General features: G+C 65.0%; 15 protein-coding genes. 10 read left to right on the top strand and 5 right to left on the bottom strand.

Annotated features, from left to right (window positions below):
* Window positions 1-713: 713 nt before the first annotated feature.
* Entirely contained in the window at window positions 714-1523 is an 810-nt protein-coding gene (locus M2437_RS16595) for an IS5 family transposase (RefSeq protein ID WP_141951469.1), read from the bottom strand.
* A gap of 308 nt (window positions 1524-1831) precedes the next feature.
* Here M2437_RS16595 and M2437_RS16590 point away from each other — a divergent pair, with 308 nt between their 5' ends.
* From M2437_RS16590 to M2437_RS16545, 10 genes are all read left to right on the top strand, one after another.
* Window positions 1832-2638 carry a Tn7 transposase TnsA N-terminal domain-containing protein gene (locus M2437_RS16590; protein ID WP_253388103.1) on the top strand — a complete coding sequence of 269 codons (807 nt, stop codon included), beginning with the start codon at window positions 1832-1834 and terminating at the stop codon, window positions 2636-2638.
* Window positions 2635-4836 carry a TnsB C-terminal domain-containing protein gene (locus M2437_RS16585; RefSeq protein ID WP_253388102.1) on the top strand — a complete coding sequence of 734 codons (2202 nt, stop codon included), beginning with the start codon at window positions 2635-2637 and terminating at the stop codon, window positions 4834-4836. The genes M2437_RS16590 and M2437_RS16585 overlap by 4 nt, the downstream gene beginning before the upstream one ends.
* Window positions 4833-5939 carry an AAA family ATPase gene (locus M2437_RS16580; protein ID WP_209688444.1) on the top strand — a complete coding sequence of 369 codons (1107 nt, stop codon included), beginning with the start codon at window positions 4833-4835 and terminating at the stop codon, window positions 5937-5939. Before M2437_RS16585 ends, M2437_RS16580 begins: the two co-directional genes overlap by 4 nt.
* A complete protein-coding gene (locus tag M2437_RS16575; RefSeq protein WP_253388101.1) occupies window positions 5936-7804 on the top strand; it encodes a TniQ family protein in 1869 nt (622 codons plus the stop codon). The genes M2437_RS16580 and M2437_RS16575 overlap by 4 nt, the downstream gene beginning before the upstream one ends.
* A 153-nt stretch (window positions 7805-7957) precedes the next feature.
* A protein-coding gene (locus tag M2437_RS16570; RefSeq protein ID WP_153876776.1) for an IS5 family transposase occupies window positions 7958-8724 on the top strand; the annotation gives its coding sequence in 2 pieces (ribosomal slippage) (window positions 7958-8273 and window positions 8273-8724; 768 coding nt in all).
* A 1015-nt stretch (window positions 8725-9739) separates the two neighbouring features.
* Window positions 9740-10060, top strand: coding sequence for a hypothetical protein (locus M2437_RS16565; RefSeq protein ID WP_253388100.1), 321 nt, complete (start codon window positions 9740-9742; stop codon window positions 10058-10060).
* Window positions 10061-10091: 31 nt separating this feature from the next.
* Window positions 10092-11414 (top strand): O-acetylhomoserine aminocarboxypropyltransferase/cysteine synthase family protein, encoded by a 1323-nt coding sequence (locus M2437_RS16560; protein ID WP_253388099.1) that lies wholly within the window; start codon window positions 10092-10094, stop codon window positions 11412-11414.
* 1 nt (window position 11415) lies between these two features.
* A complete protein-coding gene (locus M2437_RS16555; RefSeq protein ID WP_253388098.1) occupies window positions 11416-12438 on the top strand; it encodes an isopenicillin N synthase family dioxygenase in 1023 nt (340 codons plus the stop codon).
* Window positions 12435-12620, top strand: coding sequence for a hypothetical protein (locus tag M2437_RS16550; RefSeq protein ID WP_253388097.1), 186 nt, complete (start codon window positions 12435-12437; stop codon window positions 12618-12620). Before M2437_RS16555 ends, M2437_RS16550 begins: the two co-directional genes overlap by 4 nt.
* A 234-nt stretch (window positions 12621-12854) precedes the next feature.
* Window positions 12855-13091: a hypothetical protein gene (locus tag M2437_RS16545; RefSeq protein ID WP_012254597.1), complete on the top strand. Its 237-nt coding sequence runs from the start codon at window positions 12855-12857 to the stop codon at window positions 13089-13091.
* A 91-nt stretch (window positions 13092-13182) separates the two neighbouring features.
* Here the strand turns inward: M2437_RS16545 and M2437_RS16540 are convergent, their stop codons facing one another.
* From M2437_RS16540 to M2437_RS16525, 4 genes are all read right to left on the bottom strand, one after another.
* Window positions 13183-13455 carry an usg protein gene (locus tag M2437_RS16540; RefSeq protein ID WP_003599370.1) on the bottom strand — a complete coding sequence of 91 codons (273 nt, stop codon included), beginning with the start codon at window positions 13453-13455 and terminating at the stop codon, window positions 13183-13185.
* 382 nt (window positions 13456-13837) lie between these two features.
* Window positions 13838-15460: a chaperonin GroEL gene (groL, locus tag M2437_RS16535; protein WP_253388096.1), complete on the bottom strand. Its 1623-nt coding sequence runs from the start codon at window positions 15458-15460 to the stop codon at window positions 13838-13840.
* A 35-nt stretch (window positions 15461-15495) separates the two neighbouring features.
* Complete coding sequence (gene groES, locus M2437_RS16530; protein ID WP_253388095.1) at window positions 15496-15786, bottom strand: co-chaperone GroES; 291 nt, start codon at window positions 15784-15786, stop codon at window positions 15496-15498.
* A gap of 359 nt (window positions 15787-16145) precedes the next feature.
* Window positions 16146-17369, bottom strand: coding sequence for an acyl-CoA dehydrogenase family protein (locus tag M2437_RS16525; protein WP_253388094.1), 1224 nt, complete (start codon window positions 17367-17369; stop codon window positions 16146-16148).
* Between the last annotated feature and the right edge of the window lies 1 nt (window position 17370).

Below are 17370 nucleotides of genomic sequence, written 5' to 3'. Positions count from 1 at the left end.
CGTCGCCAGATGGCCACGCTTCGGTCCGGACCTGGGCTCTTAAATCTTAATCCGTACTCATAGCCTCCGGGCGCAACATATCTCGTAATGATATGTTGCGTACGAGCTATGAAAACTCGCCTTATATGGACAACAGAATGAAAATCTAGATGACGAAAGGGGCGCGGTGTCGCCACCACGCCCCATTTGACCCGGAACGACCGCCTTCGGCCTGGAAAACCCGGCTGCCGTTCCATTCACCAGCAGGATCCTTGGATCCAATGGCCACCTGAACCTCAACCTTAGCGGAAAGAGGCGGGCGGAGTCGTGCCGTCAAGCACGACCTGAACGTGCCATCGTCCAGAGGAGCCTGCAAGCCCCGCCGTCGTCCCGAGTAGTTGCTGTCCACAGCAACTGCGCTGGATCGCGGCTTCATGCTGACAGGAGCCCACATGCGCCCACTGCGCAGAAACAACCGCGACCTCAACAGCAACGGGCAGATTATCCAGCCCTGCTGCGGCGATGCACGATTCCCGAGGCGCACCGCATCGACTGCGGAAGCTGCAGGACCAGCAACCTCCCGGTCCGATGCGGGGCCCACGGTGGAATGCGTGGTGCACGGCCTGATCGTGAACGCAGTTCTGAATTCGGACCTTGCAATCAGCGAAGTCCAAATGTCTGGACCCGGTAGAGCAGTTGCACCTCGCACGCAGAAACCTTCGGGCTAGAGGCTGTTATGAACTGGCTGCGAGTAGAGCGGCCTTTTTGAGCATGATGCAGACGAAGGCGACGATGTGGAGGTCAGCCAGCGTGCTGGCATAGCGCTCGTAGTCTTTGACGAGCCGGCGGAAGCGGGTGGCCCAGGCAAAGGAGCGTTCCACGACCCAGCGCTTGGGCAGCAGTACGAAGCCGCGCTTGGCCTCCGGCAGCTTCACGACCTCCAGTTCGATGCCGTGCCTGCGCGCGGCTGTGGCTGGCTTCTCGCCCGTGTAGCCCTGATCCACGAACGCGATCTCGACGTGATCGTCGGTGGCCGCCTGCACAGCCTTGGTCAGACGCTCGACCTGGGCGCGGTCATCGGCGTTGGCCGGCGTGACATGCAGGGCCAGGAGGTGGCCGAGCGTGTCCACCGCCATATGCAGCTTCGAGCCCTGCTTGCGCTTGGCCCCATCGTAGCCGGCCCGCTCGCCGCTCTCGGGCGTCGCCCGCAGCGTTCGGCTGTCGAGGATGGCCGCCGACGGCTCCGCCTTGCGCCCGGCCGCCAGGCGCAGCACGGCGCGAAGGTCCTCGGCCAGTTGCTCGAAGCAGCCCGCCTGCAGCCAGCGTTGCGCCTGCTGGTAGACGGCCGCCCAGGGCGGCAGGTCGTGGGGCATCCAGCGCCACGGCGCGCCCGTCTTCACCACGTAGCGCAGCCCGTTGAACACCTCCCGCAACGGATGCGCGCGCTGGCCAGCGTCCTCGCGGACCAGCGTCAGATACGGGGCGACCAATGCCCACTCATCATCGGACACATCAGACGGGTAGGCTTTCCGGGACAGGCTCATCGCCCATCATCTGAGCCTCACAGCTGACAGGTCCATAACAGCCTCTAGCCTTCCGTCCTGGTGACGTCGAGAGCGACAGGTGCAGCTTCCGCTCTACGGCTCAGGACCACGCCGGACGGTCTGCCGGTGAGGCATCAACAGGTCGACCAACGGGCACCCAGCCCGAGCGATTGCCGACCCGTGCCAAGTGCGGACGGGATCAGCAGAACACCTCCAAATTCGCTTCTCGACACCGAGTAGGGGCCACGCCGCTCACGGCCGCGGCTTGGGCCGCGTCAATCGACGCCCACGGTTGGTCACGGAGAGTCATGTTGCAGATCGCGCCCGCCCCTCGCTCGGAGGTCCACCTCCCGTCCGAAGCGGATGCAATGACTTGCGTCGATGGACGCGACCCGTCGCTAATCGTTGCTGAAGCCCGCCCCGACGCGCCAGCCCACCGTTGGCGCGAACCGACACGTTCGACAGCAACGCGCAAGCCTTCCGACGTCTCCCACCACTCCGGGCGCCCGGTCATCGTCACCATCGAAGATCACAGGGAGATGTTGTGCGAGAGCGGCTTGGAAGCTAAGGCCGCTTTTGTCCTCATGGCCCGGCCCAACTGCTTGAGGCTTCAGGAGCAGCCCGACCCGGTCGACTATATTGATCGCGAAGGCAAGAAGCGGACGCACACGTTCGATTTTCTCATGACGCTTCGGTCCGGCGCCAGAATCGCTGTGGCGGTAAAACCGTCTAGAATTGTCGTCAAATATGACCTCAAGAGCTTGTTTACGCATATTGCCAGACAGATGGATCCGGCATTTGCCAGCGCGGTACTTCTTCTGACAGACGGCATGATGCCGCGCTACGAGGTGCAGAACGGCAGGCTCATCCACGACGCGCGCCGACACCCGGACCATGATACCGACCGACGCGTGCGCGAGGCGGTGGCAGCCCTGCACGGCACGACGACCATCGACGACATCCTTCGTGCAGCAGGCCTCGATCGCCACGATCACGGCTTCTACGCTGTCGTCCGCGCGATCGGAGAGGGCCTGCTCAAGCCGACCGAACGTGGGCTGATCGACCGCAGCACGCCGATCCGGCGTGCGATCCCAGGAGGGATTGGGGTGTCATGAGCACGGCGCCCCAATGCGATCGCATCGCTTACGGGAAACACGACAGAATCCGCATCGGCACGGTGGTCTACACCTGTGTCCGAACGACCGACGACGGTCACGAACTGGAGCGTGTCGACAAACCCGGGATGTTCGAATTCTTCACGCACGACGCGATGAACCAGATCGAGCACTCTGGTGAATACCGATACGATAAGGATTGGTTCAAGCCCGGCAAGGTCAGCGCGCGCGAGCGCAGTGGTGTCGAAAATTTTGCGGACATTCCCAAGCGTGAGCAATCGAGGCTCCTTTGGAAAAATGAGTGGGTTGACCGCTTCCGTAAAATGGTGGCCCGCGGCGAAACAGATCGCACCAATGATGGCATGACCGCTGCGATCGAGAAGATTGCCGCAGATGTTAATCAACTCGAATGCGCCAAGGTAGTTCGCCGAACTAATGAGAAGCGCGATAAGGGAAAGCCTGTCCCACTACGCAAGGACGGACAGCCACGGAAGATCCGATCAGGGACGGTAATCGCAATCAGGGAAAAGCCGTCGTATCGCACGCTCCAGCGCTGGCTGAGTGTCATGGAGAAATGCGATTGGGCACCCGAAGCCCTGCGCGACAACTATCGCAAGTGCGGCGATCGCACCCCACGCCTTGAGCCAGAAGCTCAGGAATTGATGGTCGAGGCAGCCGAGGGTTACGCTACGCAGGCACGGCCGACACGTGACAACCAATACGTCAAGCTCGCCTCGACAATCATCGAGCGCAACAAGACCCTCGCTCTGGAAGGGGTATCGCCTCTCACGCTTCCGAGCAGGCGCAGATTCTACGCTGAAATCAAAGCACTCGACGCATTCTGGGTGTACGCACGTCGGCACACGCTCGAAGCGGCACGCCGGAAATTCGCTGCCGTCGAAGACGGACCGGGCGCAACCCGGATCGGCGAGCGGGTTGAAATGGACGAGTGGCAGGTCGGCCTTCAGACGCTTCTGGTCCGGTCGAAGGTCTGGCAACATTTGGATCGCGAAACCAAGAAGGCGGTCAGGCGCGCTCGTTGGTACCTGACCGTTGCGATTGACCGGGCGAGTCGTTGCATTCTGGCCATGCGCCTTGCCGAGACGCCGCTTGCCTCCGAGGCAGTGGCCACAATCCAGATGGTTCTCACAGACAAATCCGATCTCTCGGACGGTGCCTGCGCGCTGACACGCTGGTTCATGGCGACCGGTATCGGCATGCTAGTGACGGATTGGGGATCGGCATTCCGTTCGGAGGAGACGCGCCGAGTCGTGCGGGCGCTGGGCGCCACCTTCGACCATCCGCCAGCCGGTCGCCCGCATCTGCGTGGCACGATCGAGAGAGTCTTCTCGACGACCGAAACGCGGTTCCTAAGCCATTTCACCGGTCGAACCTTCTCGAGTGTCGTCGACAAGGGCACCTACAAAGCCGGGCAGGGCGCCAGCATTCCCCTCGATGTCCTCGCCCGTAGCCTCGTCCGCTATGTCGTGGACGATTATCATCATCGCCCGCATGCTGGCCTGGGCGGCGAGACGCCCCACAATGCATGGGTTCGGCTAGTTGGACAAACCGGCCGCTTGCCGGTGCCAGACAAGCACACTCAGCGGGCGATCTTTGGTATCGAAACGTCTTGCAAACTCGACAATGCGGGCGTGACGATCCTCGGCCTCCGGTACCAGAACCGAGAACTATACGAATATTTCACGGGCAAAGGCGTGCATGACGTCACCGTTCGAGTCGATCCGCTGGATGTCGGCTTCGCATCGGTGAAACTGGGCGACGACTGGCTCACCGTCCCCTGCCTGAAAAAGGAGCTTCGCGGCGTTTCCTTGAAGGCCTGGAAGGCCGTGACCGCCGATCTTCGTTCACGCTTCAAGAATGAAGCGTCCATGTCGCGGCACATCGTGCTCGCAACCGTCCGCGATCTCTCGGCCATCGCCCGCGCCTATCAGCGAGAAGCTGGCATCTCCGAAGACCTCGACACGTCCGTATCCCTTCAGCGCGCCCGTAAAGAACTAGGATTCGGCTTCTCCCTGCCCGAGTGGGACGAGCCCCCCGTAGAAGGCGAGGATCTGCTCGACGGGGTCATCCCGGTGCCCGGTCCAGCCGTCCATGTACCTTCCGAAACCGGTCCGCTCGAAACCTCACCCGAACCGCCAACTTGGCGCATGGGCGGCTACAACGAGGATGCACCATGACCTCCGCCTCCCAGTCCGGCGTCGGCGTCCTGCACGAACTTCTCGCCGCGATGTCACCGGAAGAGCGCGAACGGCTCGGCGTTATGGAGCGCGTCAAAAGCCGCATTCTGCGAACTGCAGACCGCGACGACAAAACCGCCGAGACCTTCGGCAAACTTCTCGCCGACCTCGTGACGCGGGTCGATCCTTCACGCCCACTCGGTCCCGGCAACAGGAGCGAAACGCGTGCGCTCGTCCTGACCGGCAGGACCGGTGCGGGCAAGAGCTCGATGCTGTCGCGGATACTGTCGGCCCATCCGGCATTCCCCGGCTTTGGCGTGCCACGCTCGGGTTGTCGGGCGGTTTCGGTTCTGACGCCCTCGCCGTGCAACCCCAAGGCTCTCGGGGTGGAGATCCTCCGTGTGCTCGACTACCCAATGACGGCGGAACGGTCCGTTCAGGCCGTCTGGGCCAAGGTGCGCGACCGCATCGAGTTCCTGGGCAAGCTCGTCCTTCACCTCGATGAGATCCACAACGTGCTTGAAACCGCCAATAAGCGGGAACTCAAGCAGATCCGCACGCTGCTGAAAACCTTCTTGGTCTCTCCGACCTGGCCCGTGGTCCTCGTCCTGTCCGGACTGCCCGAAGTCGTACCGTTCTTCGAGGGCCTCAACGACCCCGACGAGGACGGCAATCCGAACCCGGACACCAAGGGCGAGGTCCGCCGACGGGCTGTGTTCGTGCCGCTGCGATCGCTGGAACTCCCTACGGATGCCGACATGGTCGCTGTGGCCGTCAAGGACATGGCTTCCGTCGCGGGCATGGGCGTCACCGACGACCTGACGACGACCGTCGTGCCACGTCTCGTCCATGCCGGTCTCTACGAACTCGGGACGGCGATGCAGCTCGCGCACGAAGCCATCGGCCAGGGGCTCGACGCCAAGCCACGCTGCCGCATGCTCGAAATCGAGCAGTTCCAACTCGCCTATCGGGAACGGACGAGTTGCGCCGACGCCGTCAACCCGTTCGTCGTCGCAGACTGGAGGAAGCTCGACTGCACCCTGGTACTGAAAGCGACCCGCGACGCGGCGGAAGCGGCGCGCGTGGCGGGAGGAGCCCGATGAGGCTGCACCCCACCGTGCCGTACATGCCAGGAGAAACGCCGACCAGCTTCGCGTCGCGTCTGGCACGCTGCAACAACATCACATCGGCACGCGAACTGCTGAGCGATTTCGGTCTGAGCTTCGGCAAGCTCATCGATGGCGACCACGATACGATCACGTATCTCGCCGAGGTCGCAGGGACCGACCCCGTTCCTTTACTTCGCGAGAGCTGTCGACGGTTGGGAAACGATTTCCTGCTGCGGAGCCAGATCCTGACCAGGGCAAGCCTGGTCCGGCCCAGCCTCCGCATCTGTCCCGTGTGCATTGCGGAAGACCAGCAGTCCGCTGGAGGCGCTCCCGAGGGGACGGCAGCTTATTGCCGGACGGTGTGGTCGATCCAGCACCTCCGTACCTGTGCCCATCACGACGTTGCCCTCGTGGATCTTCCGACGCTATGGCGGGAGGCCGCCCACGACTTCCCGTCAGTCCTCGATGGATGGAGCGCCCGAAGCGACGCCGGAGTGCGGGATGCCTGTCGGAGGCCCGCTTCGCAGTTCGAGCGTTATCTCATCCGACGGCTGGAAGGAGGGGCGGCCCAATGCTGGCTGGACGGATTACCGTTCTATGCTGCCGCGCGGATCTCCGAGATGATGGGCCTCGTTGCGACGCAGGGGCGGAGACCGGTCTCCAAGTCCCTGACCTCCGACGACTGGGCCGAGGCCGGCCGGCAGGGCTTTCTAGTCGCATCGGCTGGCCCGGAGCGGATCGAGAGGTTTCTCCACGACCTCTGGGCAGATTATCCCGGTGGTCGATCGACGCCGGCCGGCCCCAAGGCCTGGTTCGGCCGCTTCTACCAATGGCTGGAATACGAAACGAACGACCCCGTCTACGATCCTGTTCGCGACATCATCGTCCGCTTCGTGGCGGACCGTATCCCTTTCCATGAGAACGAGAGACTGTTCGGCAAGCCCGTCCCGTATCGGAAGGTCCACTCCGTCGGAACCGCGATACATCAGACGGGTATCAGCGAGAAACGTCTTCGGAAGGTTCTGGTGCAGGCAGGTCACATAGATCCGGGACATGAAAGGCGCGTCGCTCACCAAGTCACCTTCGATGCTACGGCAGCCGCAGCCCTCCTCGATCGTCTCGCCACCGCCTTGACCACGGCCGATGTCGCCGCCGCTCTCGGTATCACCTGGGATCAGGTGAAGCCGATCGTCGACGCCGGCTTTCTGAGGGCCATCGACAAACGCGAGAGCGCGACGGTCGCGTCTCTCTTTTCATCCGAAGACTTCGCCGCGTTCATGTCCGCGTTGCGCGACGGAGCCGTGTCCCTGACTTCGATCCCGGACGGCGCATTCGATCTCAGTGCAGCCTGCCGTCGCGCGCAATGCACTCTCGTCAACGTCGTCGGCTTGGTGATCAGGCGCGAGCTGAACTGGGTCGGATGGCTGCCGGAGGCTTCGGGATTCCGGTCGATTCTGGTCGATGCCGCCGAGATCCGGAGCCGCGTCCGTCGGGTGGAACTCGAAGGCTATACCCGCCGTCAGGTCGAGCACGTCACCGGCATCCCCACGGCCTCGATCAACGCGTTAATTAAAGGCGGCTTCCTCCCGGCGACGCGTGAGCGTCACCCGATCGCCTACCACAAGGTGCTCCTCGTTTCGAAAGAAGGACTCGACCGATTTCGTGCGCAATACGTGAAGCTGTCGGAGGCGGCCGGGATCCTGAAACTCTCGATCCCGGCCGCACGCCGTGCGCTCGACGTCGCGGGCATCGGCCCCTCCCTGGCGAAGGCGGACTTCCGCACCGCCTTCTATCTCAGAGGCGATATCGAGACGTTTGCGCTCCGCCAATGCCAAGATTGGGATGCTGCTGCTCGATAGTATTTTTTCCCGACCTGCGCACTCAAGCCACGTAGGCGCGTTGTGCCGCATCTTCTTGATCGTCCGTCTCCTGATTGACAGACTCTAGGGTCTGTCGTCGCCTGAACGTCTTGGGGGTGTGAGCGTTTTCCGTCCTCTGGATGGAGCGGGCTGATGCTGAACGACGCGCAGTGGGCGGCTCTAGAGCCGCTGGTGCATGCCTGCCGGCCGAAGGCGAAGACCCCGCCGCAGGACCTGCAACGCACGCTCTCGGCCATCCTGTGGCGGCACCAGAACGGGGCCAAGTGGCGCGCCATTCCAGACGAGTTCGGGCCGTGGTGGCGGGCGGCGCAGATCTTCATCCGCTGGGCGCGCGCCGGGGTGTGGGAGCGCCTGCTCGCCCTGGTGCAGGAGCGCGGCGTGCAACTCGGCATGGTGTTCCTCGACGGCACCAACATGCGGGCGCACCAGAAGGCGGCAGGTGCGGCCAAAAGGGGGGATCTGCGACCGAGCGAGACGGTCGTGAAGCGCTTGGCCGGTCTCGTGGCGGGTATGGCACCAAGGCTTGCGTGATCGCCGACGGCGCGGGCCGCGCCGTCGCCTTCCGCCTCGCGCCGGGACAGGCGCACGAACTGCCCCACGCCGTGCCGTTGCTCGACCAGTTGCCTGGCGTGCCGCTGTGGGTCGTGGCCGACCGCGGCTACTCCAGTCACGGCTTCCGTCAGCACATCCGCGACGTGGGCGCCAAGCCGGCCGTCCCCACCAAGCGCAACGAAGCACCCACCCGCTGCCCGGACTGGATCTACACCAACCGCAACCGCGTCGAGCGCCTCTGGGCGCGCCTGAAGGAATGGCGGGCGGTGGCCACCCGCTACGAGAAGACCGCCGCCAGCTTCACAGGCGTCCTCTGCCTCGCCGCAGCCTGCGATTGGATCAAGTGACAACAAGCCCTAGCTTCAGAACGAGGGCAATCCAGGAGGCAAGGTCACGCGCGGGTCGTCTGGAGGGGAGTCAATGCTGACCGCGGCACGCCTTCGGTAAACATCCGGTCGGTGTGTTGCCGCAGGATGCGGTGCCCATGTCCAATGCCCAGCGTCGTCGGCGCCCCGATGTATCGGTCCAGCCCGCGCGATCACGTCGGCAGATCGCAGAAGGGGCGCCGGAGAACAGTCGGCGACACGTTCGACCTGGATGAAGGCGGGCGCCGCGTCGTCGAACTCCGCGATCCACATGGCGACGCGAGACTCGACGAGCCTCTCAGCCTCGGGCTTGACCTCGGGCGGCCCCACCCGCGGCGAACGTGTTCCAGCGCCGGCTAGGACGCGAGCAGGGGCAGGCTGCCTTCAATCACAGGGCAGATCGCGTAGCGATCGACCACCACGGCAGAGCCGGGACCGCCGCAGCGGGCCCAGGAAGCCGGGACACTCCATTCCCCGCGCGTAGGCGTTGCGGCTTGAAGCGATGCATCCAGGCCAATCGTGCCTCAGCCTCTTCAGGCGCACTCGTACGCCTCCGGCAATGCGCCTGCGCGACGTGTCTCGGCGCAAACGCCTCAATCTCGCAGCTTCTGCCGCAGGAACTTGGCCAATACCGGCTGGAATGCGCCAGCCGACAAACATCATACTCCCTAGCCGACAAACTCGCTGCTTCATCGAAAATCTGAACCAACTAAATCAATGAGTTAGATAGGATCTCGCCGACAAACTTCCCGCATGCGCACAACTGACTGTGCGCATGCGGGAAGCTTGTCGGCAGCAGGTTGCGACGCCTGCGACGGTCAAGGACTGACAATCTGGTCCAGGGCTTTACCGCCTTTGTCGCGAGCGCCGTCACATCGACGGCGGGTTGAGGCGGGCCCATCGGCGTCGCCGTTCAGGGGGCCGAACCGCGTGCATTTCCAAGAAGGTAAGGGCCGATCGTCCTCGTCGGCCCTTACCTTCTCCGGAATGGTCGTCATTGGAGGCCGGCATCGATCCGACGGTCTCGGCTGCTGTCCTCACCGCGGCCAAGGCGCCGGATGCGAGCGAAGACGACATCGGCCGTTGCGATGAGCATCCATCATCACGTCCGCGGATGCCTGGAGCCGCAGCCGACAGCCTGACCCCTTCCCAATTCGGCAAGCGCAGCAAGCGCGAAGGCCTGCTCGGAGGCGGCCGTTCGGGCGCGGCGGCAGCCCAGGTGACAAGTAGCAAAATTCGCCCGCAACGACGAAGAAAATCACCCAAAACCAATAAACAAAGAAAACAACTTCCGTTTACTTCAATATGGATCGGCTGATCATCTTGGGATCTACTCAAGGGAGCCGCCGATGTCGGACCAGACGCCCGCTTCAGTCTACGCCGAAACGCTCGCGCTCCATGCCGGTTGGCGCGCCGATCCTCAGACCGGGTCGGTCGCAGTGCCGATCCACCAGACCACCTCCTACCAGTTCCGCGACGCCGATCACGCGGAGAGTCTGTTCGCGCTCAAGGAACTCGGCAACATCTACACCCGGGTCACCAATCCCACCGTCGACGTGCTGGAGCAGCGCCTCGCCGCGTTGGAGGGCGGCGCGGCCGCACTTGCTCTTGCCTCCGGTCAGGCGGCCTCCGCACTGAGCGTCCAGAACCTCGCGCGGGCAGGTGACAACATCGTCTCCTCCACCGACCTCTACGGCGGCACATGGAACCTGTTCGCCCACACGCTGGCCGAGCAGGGCATCGAGGTCCGCTTTGTCGATCCCGCCGACCCGGACAATTTCTCGCGCGCGACCGATGGGCGGACGCGGGCCTATTACGCAGAGACCCTGCCGAACCCGAAGCTCACGGTCTTCCCCATCGCCGAGGTGGCGGCGATCGGCCGGCCGCTCGGCATTCCGCTCATCGTTGATAACACCGCGGCGCCCCTGCTGGCACGGCCTCTCGACCATGGCGCGGCGATCGTCGTCTATTCGACTACGAAGTATCTCGGCGGCCACGGCATCGCCATCGGCGGAGCCATCGTCGACGGCGGGCGCTTCGACTGGGCGGCCTATCCCGATCGCCAGCCCGCCCTGAACACGCCGGATCCGAGCTATCATGGCGCGGTCTGGACCGAGGCCGCGCGGCCGATCGGCCCGGTCGCCTATGCCTTGCGAGCCCGGGTGCGGCTCCTGCGCGATCTCGGTCCCGCCGTCTCGCCGCTCAACGCCTTCCTGACGCTCCAGGGGATCGAGACGCTTCCCCTGCGGATCGAGCGCCACAGCCGCAATGCGCAAGCGGTCGCCGACTGGCTCGGGCGTCGGCCGGAGATCGCCCGCGTGATCCATCCCTCCGCTCAAACCGGCGCCGCGCGGGAGCGGGCCGACCGCATCCTGAGGGGAGGCTATGGCGGCCTCGTCGGGTTCGAGCTGGCGGCGGGCCGCGCCGCCGGGCGCCGCTTCATTGACGCGCTCAAGCTGGTCTACCACGTCGCCAATATCGGCGATGTGCGCAGCCTTGCGATCCACCCGGCCTCGACCACCCACTCGCAGCTGACGCCGGACGAGCAGCGCGCCACCGGTGTCACCGACGGCTACGTGCGCCTCTCGGTCGGGCTGGAGCACATCGACGACATCCTGGCCGATCTCGATCAGGCGCTGGCCGCCGCCGGAACGCTGGCGCGGGCGGCCTGAGATGAGCCACATGCTCCCCATCCTCGATCTCGCCCGCCTCGATGCGGGTGGGAGCGAGCGCGACGCCTTCCTCGCGGAACTGCGGACAGCCGCCCGCGAGACCGGTTTCTTTTATCTCGTCGGACACGGCCTTCCGGCCTCGCAGATCGCCGGCGTCCAGGCGCTGGCACGGCACTTCTTTGCCCTGCCGGCGGAGGAGAAGCGGGCGGTCGCGATGGTGAACTCGCCCCATTTCCGAGGCTACACCGAGGCCGGCCAGGAGATCACCCGTGGGCGGGCCGACTGGCGCGAGCAGTTCGATATCGGCGCCGAGCGGGCGGCGCGACCGCGCGAACCCGGCCTCCCGGCCTGGACTCGCCTCCAGGGGCCGAACCAGTGGCCGGCCGCCCTGCCGGGGCTCCGGGTCGGGCTCCTGGCCTGGCAGGAGGCGGTCACAGATATCGGCATCCGCTTGCTGCAGGCCTTCGCCCTGGCGCTTGGGCAGGAGGCCGACGCCTTCGCGCCGATCTACGCAGGCGCACCCAACCAGCACATCAAGATCATCCGCTATCCCGGCCGCGAGGCCACCGGCGACAACCAGGGCGTCGGCGCCCACAAGGACAGCGGCTTCCTCACTCTGTTGGTGCAGGACGGCGTGGGCGGCCTGGAGGTCGAGGATGCCGACGGCCGCTGGATCGCGGTCGCACCGGTCGAGGGGGCCTTCGTGGTCAATGTCGGCGAACTGCTGGAACTCGCCTCGAACGGCTACCTGCGGGCCACAATTCACCGGGTGGTGACGCCGGATGCAGGCCGGGACCGGCTCTCCATCGCCTTCTTCCTCGGCGCGCGACACGACGCCACCGTCCCGTTGCTCGATCTGCCCGCCGCGCTGGCGGAGCAGGCACGGGGCGCGGCGAGCGACCCCGAGAACCCGCTCTTCCGCGAGGTCGGCCGCAATTACCTCAAGGGACGACTGCGCTCGCATCCCGACGTGGCGGCAGCCCACTATGCCGACCTGCTCATCGCCGAGGCGCGGGCCGCATGAGACAGCTTTTCACTTGGCTCGTCACTTGGCTCGGCACGCTCCTGCGGAACGCGGCGCTACCTGCCGAAGCCGGGCCGCTGCCGCTCGCGTCCGGCGCGATGCTGAGCCACGAATGGCTCGCGCCCCACCTCGTCTGCTGGCCGAGCCGGATTTCGGACGCCCGAATGCGCGACGAGGCCTGACGGGGGCAGCGCTCCCCACGCGGAGTATCGCGCACCGCGCAATTGACGAATTTCCGATCGGGGGGAGTAATGATTTTTCCTCAAAACGCGACTGCCAGGCATTGCTATGCTTTGAATTGGCTATCATCAACTGTATATTCCCGCTGAAACATCATTGCGTAAGAGGCAAATAATTGATAAATTTGGCGGCATAACTCCGCTAGATGACCATATATTGGCACAGCAGGGATCGACATGACTGGCAAGCGACGCGGCCTGCTCACGCGCCGGCAAGCCGCCGCCCTCTGCGCGGGTGCTGCGTTGGCTGGATTCGTGGCGGGCCCGGCCTTGGCCGCCGAGGGACAGATGCGTGTCGCCAAGCCGTTCGGCATCGTCTACCTCCTTCGCAACGTGATCGAAGTGTCATCCCTTCTATCCAGCCGCGCGCTCAAGTCAAAGACGACACATTTCGGCTCGAGATCATCACTTTAGAATGCAGTCTTCCTCCGTATAGCCACAGAGGACCATCGGTCTCTGCGCGGATCGATCGGAGCATCATCGTTCCCGCCGTACCGTATGCCCTTCAGTGCAGATGAAACTCGGCCGAGAGCGCCTTGAGTTCGGTCGGCCGGATCAGGCGGGCATGCATCACCCTGACCGAGTGCAGCGGGCCGTCCAACGTCTCCTGCCAGAAGTCGAGGAACCGCTTCAGCTCCGGGAATTGCGGGAACAGGTCGTGGTTCTGCCAGACGAAGGTTTGGAGGAGATGCGGGAAGTCGGGCAGGTGATAGAGGATCTCGGCCGTCGTGAGACTGTAGCCCTCGATCCTGCGGCGGAAGTCCTGCGAAGCAGTCATCGGTCGATCTCTTCGGAGCGGGCCCATCCGGCGGATGGACCGTGACGGAAGGTGCCGGCGGGAGCACCCGGCCGGAATCGCCTTGATCCAATCCTTCGCCCCATCCTCGAGGTACCGATGCACAAGGCAGGCCTCGAAGGGGGCTCTAGAGCGCATTCCGACGAAGTGGCCGCCGGTTCGTCGAAAGAATGCGCGTCACAACAACGACCTAGAGACGCCGGCCTGATGCAATCAGGTCGGATACGGCTCTCGGGACCGCGTGGGATCCTGAGGATCCTTCGGGATCGCCTCGCGGCACCTTAGGATGAGGGAGGGGACATCAATACTGTCGGCAGCCAGAGGCCCGAGGTCCGGCGCCGCCGGACCTCGGGCCTTCAGGCGATCAGAAGTCCGGCCCGCTGGGCGGCAGTGGCGGCGCCTTCTCCTTCGGCCGCTCGGCGATCAACGCCTCCGTCGTCACCAGCAGGCCGGCGACCGAGGCCGCGTCCTGCAGTGCCGTGCGCACAACCTTGGCCGGATCGACGATGCCGGCCTCGATCAGGTCGACGTAGGTCTCGGTCTGGGCGTCGAACCCGAAGGTCTCCGAGCCGTTCTCGATCACCTTCGACACCACGATCGAGCCCTCGACCCCGGCATTGGCCGCGATCTGCCGGATCGGCGCTTCGAGCGCCTTGAGCACGATGTTAATGCCGGCCTTCACATCGGCATTCTCGCTCTTGAGCGCTGATACGGCGGCCTTGGCCCGCAGCAGCGCGGTGCCGCCGCCCGGAACGATGCCTTCCTCGATCGCGGCGCGGGTGGCGTTGAGCGCGTCGTCCACCCGGTCCTTCTTCTCCTTGACCTCGACCTCGGTCGCGCCGCCGACGCGGATCACCGCGACGCCGCCCGCGAGCTTGGCCAAGCGCTCCTGGAGCTTCTCGCGGTCGTAGTCCGAGCTGGTCTCCTCGATCTGCGCCTTAATCTGAGCGACGCGCGCGTCGATCTGCGCCCTGTCACCCGATCCGTCGACAATCGTGGTGCTCTCCTTGTCGATGCGCACCCGCTTGGCCTGACCCAGCAGGGGAAGCGACACGTTCTCAAGCTTGATCCCGAGATCCTCGGAGATGGTCTGGCCGTTGGTGAGGATCGCGATGTCCTCAAGAATCGCCTTGCGACGGTCGCCGAAGCCCGGGGCCTTCACCGCCGCGATCTTGAGGCCGCCGCGCAGCTTGTTCACGACGAGGGTGGCGAGCGCCTCGCCCTCCACATCCTCGGCGATGATGAGCAGGGGACGGCTCGACTGGACGACCGCCTCCAGCACCGGCAGCAGCGGCTGCAGCGAGGAGAGCTTCTTCTCGTGGATCAGGATGTAGGGATCGTCGAGTTCGGCGATCAGCTTTTCCGTATTCGTCACGAAGTACGGCGAGAGATAGCCGCGGTCGAATTGCAGGCCCTCGACGACATCGAGTTCGGTCTCGGCGGTCTTGGCCTCCTCCACCGTGATTACGCCTTCCTTGCCGACCCGCTCGACAGCCTCGGCGATGAGGCGGCCGATCTCGGCGTCGCCGTTGGCGGAGATTGTGCCGACCTGAGCGATGGCGTCGGAGGCGGTGACCTTGCGGGCGCGTCCGGTGATGTCCTTCACGGCGGCGGCGGTGGCGAGGTCGATGCCGCGCTTCAAGTCGAGCGGGTTGAAGTTCGCCGCCACCGCCTTGGCGCCCTCGCGGACGATCGCCTGGGCGAGCACGGTCGCGGTCGTGGTGCCGTCGCCGGCTAGATCGTTGGTTTTCGAGGCGACTTCGCGCAGGAGTTGGGCGCCAAGATTCTCGAAGCGGTCCTCCAACTCGATCTCCTTGGCGACGGTGACGCCGTCCTTGGTGATCCGCGGCGCCCCGAAACTCTTCTCGATCACGACGTTGCGGCCCTTCGGCCCCAGCGTCACCTTCACGGCATCCGCCAGAATATCGACGCCGCGTAACAGGCGCTCGCGCGCGTCGCCCGAGAATTTCACGTCCTTGGCAGCCATTCCGATCTCCTGTTGTCGATGACGTCAGAGCTTGCTCAGGCGGCGATCACGCCGAGAATGTCGGATTCCTTGAGGATCAGGAGATCCTGGCCGTCGACCCTGATCTCCGTGCCGGACCACTTGCCGAACAGCACGCGGTCGCCGGTCTTGACGTCCAGCGCAGTGACGCGGCCCTGGTCGTCGCGGGCACCGGGTCCGACGGCCACGACCTCGCCCTCCTGCGGCTTCTCCTTCGCGGTGTCGGGGATGATGATGCCACCCTTCGTCCGCTCGTCGCTCTCAATGCGGCGCAGCAGCACGCGGTCGTGCAGGGGTTGAAACGCCATCCTTCAGGAACTCCCGTCGTTTGGGCTGCGGCTGGCGCGCCGGCCGGAGCCCCTTGTCCAATACCGACAGGGTGTCCGCCTCCGTTCTTTAAGTCAACGGAATTGTTCTTTTAAAAGAACTGAGCCGTGAGCAGAAATGGGGTGAACCGAACCGCATTCGGGAGAAGATTGGTGTCTTGAGGCTGCGGTCGCTGGTGTCGTGGCCTGTGCCGAGGCGGCGCGAGGCAGCCGATCCGTTCATGCTCGAGGGCATTCCGACGAAGTGGTCACCGGTTCGTCAAAAGAATGCGCGTCACAACAATAACCGAGAGACGCCGGCGTGATGCAATCAGGTCGGATACGGCTCTAGGTCGCGGTCCTCAGGCCGTACCGACGCGGTACTCCCTGGGTGGGCGCGTGCCGTTGACTGCGAAGGCACCGACGCTGCGCTCGCGGTAGATCCGCGGGTTGTGTGAGGCGATGGTGCGGGCGTTGCGCCAGTAGCGATCAAGGCCGTGCTCGGCCTTCACGGCGGACGCACCGAGGGCATCGAACAGCACCGTGGTCGCCTCCAATACGAGGTTGGTCACCACGGTGACGGCTTGGTTGACCTCGACATCGGCGAGGGCAGTGACCGGCTCCGCCGCTTCGCGCCCGCCCAGCTGCACCGCCTCCGCCGCGCGTTGCACCGCCTCGGCCGCCTTCAGCACGAGGGCACCGGCCGCATAGGCATTGCCGCGCACGCGGCCCACCACAGCCAGAATTTGCGGATCGTCCGCCGTGCGGTCGGCATTCCCGTGGCTGTAGACCCGGGTGCGCGCCGCCACCAGCCGCGCCGCGTCCTCGGCCGCCGTCCGAGCGATGCCGGCGAGCGTTGCCAGATGCACGAGTTGGAAGAAGGCCATGGCGTAGGGAAAGCGCACCGTCTCCGGCTTGATCAGCTCCGGCGCCAGCACGACGCCGTCGAAGCGGGCGGTGCCGCTCGCGGTCAGGGCCTGCCCGAAGCCGTCCCAGTCGTCCTCGATCGTGACGCCGCGCGCTCGCGTCGGCACCGCGGCGACCACGGGCGCGCCGTCCTCGTCCTGGGCCGAAAGGTGGATCCAGTCGGCGAAGAGCGCGCCGGTCGTGTAGAATTTCCGGCCATCCACCACCCGCTCGTCGCCGCGTCGGCGCACCACCGTGTCGAACTGCCCGACCTTGGCCGGCCCTGTCTCGGACACGCCGCTGCCGACCGTCTCACCCGCGGCGAGCCGGGCGACCCATCGCGTACGCCATTCCGCCGAGGCGGCGGTCAGCACGTCCTCGGTGAAGCCGAAATGGGCGCGCAACGCATTGGTAACGTTGGAATCGGCCGCCGACAGCTCGATCAGCAGGTTGAAGAGTTCGGGCAGACTCGCGCCGTGCCCGCCCGCCTCGGCAGGCAGACGCAGGGTGGTGAAGCCTGCTTCCTTCAGCCAACCGAGTTCGGCATGCGGCAAGCGCCGCTCGGCGTCCCGCGCGACGGCGGTGGAACGGATCTCGCCGAAGACCGGCCTGAAGCGACCCGCGAGTTCCTCGTAGCGCCCACTCGGGCCGGCACCCCAGCCTGCATCGATCTGCGACATC

The sequence above is a fragment of the Methylorubrum pseudosasae genome, assembly GCF_029504475.1.
Lineage (GTDB): Bacteria > Pseudomonadota > Alphaproteobacteria > Rhizobiales > Beijerinckiaceae > Methylobacterium > Methylobacterium extorquens.
Note: the sequence above shows the minus strand (reverse complement) of the source record. Positions and strands in the feature narration are given on the sequence as shown.